A 6,074-nucleotide genomic window follows, 5' to 3' on the forward strand; every position below is an offset into this window, starting at 1 on the left:
TCGAGCACGGCTACGGTCATGCCTCGTCCACGGAATCCATGGTCATGCATCTTCACCCCGCCTATCATCTCGACCTGCTCGCGGGTCACTCCATACCTGTTTTGCGATATCGTGTCCCAACGGTTGAACTCCTTGTGGTACTTCAATCTGTACGACGGCTTGTTGATAGAGTCGGGCGAAGTCCACACCAGCTTAATGCCTGCCACGCAGCCGAGGGCGTCGACACTCCTGAGCTGCCTGATGTCAGTGCCGCGGACAAGCACGGTATTATTCCATTTGCTCTGGCTCACCACGTCAACACCTATCCGCCTGATTGCCTTCACATAAGCAGGATTAACGGGCAGGTCGGTAGAATCGACGGCAATGTTCTGCCTGCGGCGTCTCGCCAAGGCTTTTTCCGACAGGTAAGCCCTGGGCTTTGCAAGTGTGAAAGGCGTGCCGTGCTTGTCTTTAAGCATGACACGGAACATGTATGTCTTGCCTCCCGGATACTTCACCTTGTGAGCCGTCTCGGCAGGACGGGCACCTGCCTGCACGGCGAAAAAGAGTATAACTAATATTGTCGCGAGCTTGTTCATCGTTCAACCGTTGCTTTTTAACCTGCAAAGATAACGCATGTCGGGCGAAACGCAAAACAAAAATGCGGGAAACGAACGTTTGACACGCTCATCCGCACCACCTTATTTATTGTAAGAAAAAGCCGTCTTTCTGGCGTGCTTTCAAATCACCACCGTAACACATTGATATTCAACACATTATAAAAGGCCGTCTTTTAGCGTGCAAAAGATGGCCTTTCAGACGCTAAAAAACGGCCTTTTGAAAGGCAAAAGGGCACCTTTAGCATTACAACCGAAAAGCACACATCGGACAGGTAACCCCGTCACGGCTTCATACCGCTAACGATATACGTCATTATTTTAACCAACAAAAACACTGCTAACGCTACGTTTGTCGGCCAAAATTATTATTTTTGCATACATTTTTAAATACGAAAGCATTATGACACCAAAGGAAATACGCAACGAACGGCTTGCCCAGAAGATGATAAAGAACCTTCAGAGGCGTAACTTCGAGGCCTTCTACTGTCCTACGGCGGCCGAGGCTGTAGAGAAAGTGTCGGCCCTCATACCCGACGGAAGCAGCGTAACGTGGGGCGGGTCGATGACAATACGTGACATGGGACTGACCGAGGCCCTGCACAAACGTAACCTTAACGTGCTCGACCGTGACCTTGCCGCCGACCGCGACGAGGCCCAGCGAATATACCGCGAGGCCTTCTCGACCGACTTTTACCTGTCGGGCGTCAACGCGATAAGCGAGGACGGCGTGATAGTCAACATCGACGGCAACGGCAACCGCGTAGCCGCCATAACCTTCGGACCCAAGAAAGTAATCTTTGTCGTCGGCCTCAACAAGGTAACGCAGGACGTACAGAGCGCCCTTGCGCGCGCCCGTTCGACGGCCAGCCCAATCAACGCGGCACGTTTCGACATCAAGACCCCTTGCCAGGTCGACGGCATTTGCCATAACTGCAACTCGCCCGAAAGTATCTGCAACTACATACATTTCATGCGAAACTCCCATCCCGCAGGACGCCATACGGTAGTACTGGTCGGCGAAGACTTAGGATATTGAGAAGTTAAGAATTAAGAGTTAAGAATTAAGAAAATATGCCTTGACTATAAAAGAGCATAATCATATTTTCTTAATTCTTAACTCTTAATTCTTAATTCAACATGTTTTCTTAACTCTTAATTCTTAACTCTTAATTTAAAAAATGATTGTCTGCATAGCCGAAAAACCAAGCGTAGCCAAGGATATAGCGCGGATATTGGGCGCAACGTCCTCACACGACGGATACATGGAGGGCAACGGATACCAGGTGACATGGACTTTCGGCCACCTGTGTACGCTCAAGGAGCCTGACGACTACACCCCGATGTGGAAGCGGTGGAGCCTCAGCGCCTTGCCGATGATACCTCAGCGCTTCGGCATTAAGCTAATCGACGACAAAGGTATAATAAAACAGTTCTCGGTAATAGAGAAACTGATGCAGAACGCCGATGGTATAATAAACTGTGGCGACGCCGGACAGGAAGGAGAATTAATCCAAAGATGGGTTATGCAGAAGGCGCAAGCTAAGTGCCCGGTGAAGCGCCTGTGGATCTCGTCGATGACCGACGAGGCCATACGCGAGGGATTCCACACGCTGAAAGACCAGCAGGAGTACCAGCCCCTGTACCTCGCAGGACTGAGCCGGGCCATCGGCGACTGGCTGCTCGGCATGAACGCTACGCGCCTGTACACATTGAAATACGGTCAAAACCGCCAGGTATTGTCCATCGGTCGCGTACAGACGCCTACCCTCGCGCTTATTGTCAACCGCCAGAAGGAGATTGACAACTTTGAGCCCGAGCCTTACTGGGTGCTCTCAACCATCTACCGCGACACGCTGTTTACCGCCACCAAGGGTAAGTTTACGAGCAAAGAGGAGGGCGAGCAGTCGTTCGCGAAGATAGCGGACAAGCCTTTCACCGTTACCGACGTGCAGAAGAAAGCGGGCAAGGAGGCGCCTCCACACCTGTATGACCTCACATCCCTGCAGGTCGATTGTAACAAAAAGTTCTCCATGAGCGCCGAAACCACGCTCAATGTGATACAGTCGCTCTACGAGAAAAAGCTCACTACGTATCCCCGTGTGGACACCCAGTACCTCAGCGACGACATCTATCCAAAGTGCCCCGCTACCCTGAAGGGACTACGGGGATATGAGGCGTTCACCCAACCGCTCATCGGCAAGCCTCTGCCAAAGAGCAAAAAGGTGTTCGATACATCAAAAGTCACCGACCACCACGCCATCATACCCACCGGCGTTCCGGCCTCTAACCTTACCGATTTGGAGCAACATGTCTACGACCTCGTGGCCCGCCGCTTCATAAGCGTGTTCTATCCTGACTGTAAGTTCTCCACGACTACGGTCATGGGAAAGGTTGACGACGTGGAATTCAAGGTAAGCGGCAAGCAAATCAACGACCCCGGGTGGCGCGTCCTGTACGCCAAGGACGCACAGCCGGTAGACTCTGACGACAAGAAAAACCAGGACGAGGAGCGCACCCTGCCCGCATTTACCAAGGGAGAAAGCGGTCCCCACACGCCGACGCTTACCGAAAAGTGGACAACTCCGCCCAAATACTACACCGAAGCGACGCTTCTGCGCGCAATGGAGACGGCCGGAAAGTTCGTCGACGACGAGGAACTGCGCGCCGCGTTGAAAGAGAACGGCATAGGGCGGCCGTCGTCTCGCGCCAACATTATCGAGACACTGTTCAAGCGTCGGTACATAAAGCGTGAGCGGAAGAACATCGTCGCCACCCCCACGGGCATAGAACTGATCGACACTATAAAGGAAGAGCTGCTCAAAAGTTGCGAGCTTACTGGTATATGGGAGAAGAAACTGCGTGACATCGAGCACAAGAAATACGACGCCGGGCAGTTTATCAACGAGCTGAAACAGCAAATCACGACCATCGTCAACGACGTTCTTGCCGACAACAGCAACCGTCACGTAACCGTACTGACAGACGAAGACCTCAAGAAAAAGAGCAGGAAGAAGGCAACTTCGCCAAAGAAGAAAACTGAAACGGAAGTTGACAAGACCGGCAACAACGACGAAAAGACCGTACAATCCCTGCCTGCCGACGATTCTATCATAGGAACACCATGCCCTGTCTGTGGCAAAGGGCATATCGTAAAAGGCAAAACAGCGTACGGATGCGACCGTTGGAGGGAGGGCTGCACATTCAGAATGCCGTTCAAACAATAAATAACGGGAAAATAAGTTATTATATAAAAGCTTCTCCCGACCTCCCCACGTGGAGGAGCAAGATTACTGTTTAAGCTGTCTTTCTCCTCATTACGGTTGAGGTCGGGAGAGGCTTTTATCCTTTTTATTATATGAAGGTAAGACTCACTATATACCTAACGATGTGCATATTGGCGCTGCTGACTGTTTCGTGTGGTGCTGACCATTACATGAAGAAGGGCGAAAAATTCCTTGCAATAGGCGAATATTATGATGCGGCGGCTGAATTCAAGACAGCATATAACAAAACACCAACAAAGGAAAGGGCAAAACGCGGACAGCGGGCACGCAAACTTGCCTATTGTTATGACCGCATAAACTCTACCGCCAAAGCCATTGCCGCATACCGTAACGTCATTCGTTATAAGCAGGACAGTATTGACACACACCTGTCATTGGCACGTATGCTGATGAAGGCAGGCAGCTACAAGGAGGCCGCAAAGGAATACCAGCTTGTTCTGGACACACTTCCTGACAACCAGCAGGCCATGACTGGTCTGCTGTCGGCACAAACAGCACAGGAAGAAAAAGACGCCGGTTCACGATATATAGTGAAGAAAGTGGACATTTTCAACTCCCGAAGGGCTGATTATTCACCAATGCTTTTCGGCGACGAGTACGACCAATTATACTTTACTTCTACCCGCAACGAGGCTGAGGGAGATGAGCTTAGTGGCATAACGGGCACTAAAGCGGGTGACATATTCTATTCCCAAAAGGACGAAACAGGCAAATGGCAACGGCCGGAGACCATCGAATCAGGCCTTAATTCTGAGTATGACGAGGGTGCATGCTGTTTTTCGCCAGACCAAAGGATGATGTATCTCACCCAATGCACTACCGACCCGAACTACCCAAGATACGCAACAATAGTTACATCCAACAGAAGTGACGCGGCGTGGAGCAAACCTACGCCACTTGAAATATCAAGCGACACCCTTTCAAGTTACGCCCATCCGGCTGTATCTCCTGACGGTCTGTGGCTTTATTTCACGTCAGACATGCCCGGAGGGAAGGGCGGTTACGACATTTGGCGCATACGGTTGACTTCCGCAGGATTAGGAGGTGCGGAAAACTTGGGCGAGCCTATCAACACGGAAGGCGACGAAATGTTCCCTACGTTCAGGCCTAACGGTGACTTGTACTTCTCGTCCAACGGGCATAAAGGGCTTGGCGGGCTCGACATCTACATCGCTACAGTAGACCCCAAGACACATAAATTCAAGATAGAACATCCTGGTTATCCGCTCAATTCACAGGCCGACGACTTCGGAATGACATTCGAGGGGCCTCACAACCGTGGTTTCTTCTCCTCCAACAGAGGCGACGCAAGGGGCTGGGACCACATCTACAGTTTCGAGAAACCAGAGATAATACAGACCGTAAAGGGCTGGGTTTACGAAATGGAAGGCTATGAGTTGCCCGACGCTTTGGTGTACATGGTGGGCAGCGACGGCACTAACCTGAAGCTCAACGTCAAGGGAGACGGCTCGTTTACGCAGGTAATCCAGCCCGGCGTTGACTACATCATGCTGGCCACATGCAAAGGTTTCCTCAACCATAAGGAGGAACTTCGTGTCGAGCCGGTGCAGGAATCAAAGGAATACGTACTGCAATTCCCGTTGGCGTCGATACGCGTTCCAGTGCTTATCGACAACATTTTCTACGACTTCGACAAGTATACGTTGCGTCCGGAGTCGGTCACCGCACTTGATGAACTCGTCAAACTGCTCAACGAGAATCCCAATGTTACGATTGAACTGAGCGCCCACTGCGACTACAAGGGCAGTTCCGAATACAACAAGACCTTGTCTCAGAAACGTGCCGAGGCTGTGGTCAACTACCTTATCGAGCACGGCATAGCCCGCGACCGGCTGTCGCCCGTAGGCTACGGAAAGGAGAAGCCGAAGACAATACGAAAGAAACTTACCGAGAAATACCCGTGGCTTAAGGAAGGCGACGTACTGACCGAGGACTTCATCAAGAAACTTGACCCCGAGAAACAGGAGATATGCAACCAGCTGAACCGTCGTACGGAGTTCATCGTACTGCGCATTACATACGGCATGTACGACGAGAAGGGTAACCTGAAGAATCCGCCCAAAGCACAGGAACAGACAAACGAGGACATCAACGAGGAAGAGCTGTACTTTGAGTTTGAGTAAATAAAAGCGTAATAAATTAAGAATTAAGAGTTAAGAATTAAGAAAAT

3 protein-coding genes and 1 pseudogene are annotated in these 6,074 nt (G+C 51.0%); 3 read left to right on the forward strand and 1 reads right to left on the reverse strand.

The annotated features are described in order from the left end of the window. Window positions 1-578: pseudogene (locus H6A34_RS13315) on the reverse strand (serine protease); the annotation flags it as partial. A 421-nt stretch (window positions 579-999) separates the two neighbouring features. Between H6A34_RS13315 and H6A34_RS13320 the strand changes: the two are divergent. The 3 genes from H6A34_RS13320 (at window position 1,000) to porE (ending at window position 6,027) form a co-directional block, all read left to right on the forward strand. Then, the gene (locus H6A34_RS13320; RefSeq protein ID WP_205105912.1) at window positions 1,000-1,635 is read left to right on the forward strand and encodes a lactate utilization protein; all 636 of its coding nucleotides are present in this window, start codon (window positions 1,000-1,002) and stop codon (window positions 1,633-1,635) included. 142 nt (window positions 1,636-1,777) lie between these two features. Then, window positions 1,778-3,823, forward strand: coding sequence for a DNA topoisomerase 3 (locus tag H6A34_RS13325; protein ID WP_205105913.1), 2,046 nt, complete (start codon window positions 1,778-1,780; stop codon window positions 3,821-3,823). Between the two features lie 131 nt (window positions 3,824-3,954). Next, window positions 3,955-6,027 carry a PorE family type IX secretion system protein gene (gene porE / locus H6A34_RS13330; RefSeq protein WP_205105914.1) on the forward strand — a complete coding sequence of 691 codons (2,073 nt, stop codon included), beginning with the start codon at window positions 3,955-3,957 and terminating at the stop codon, window positions 6,025-6,027. Window positions 6,028-6,074 lie beyond the last annotated feature (47 nt).

The organism is Marseilla massiliensis (assembly GCF_016899855.1).
In the GTDB taxonomy this organism is placed as follows: domain Bacteria; phylum Bacteroidota; class Bacteroidia; order Bacteroidales; family Bacteroidaceae; genus Prevotella.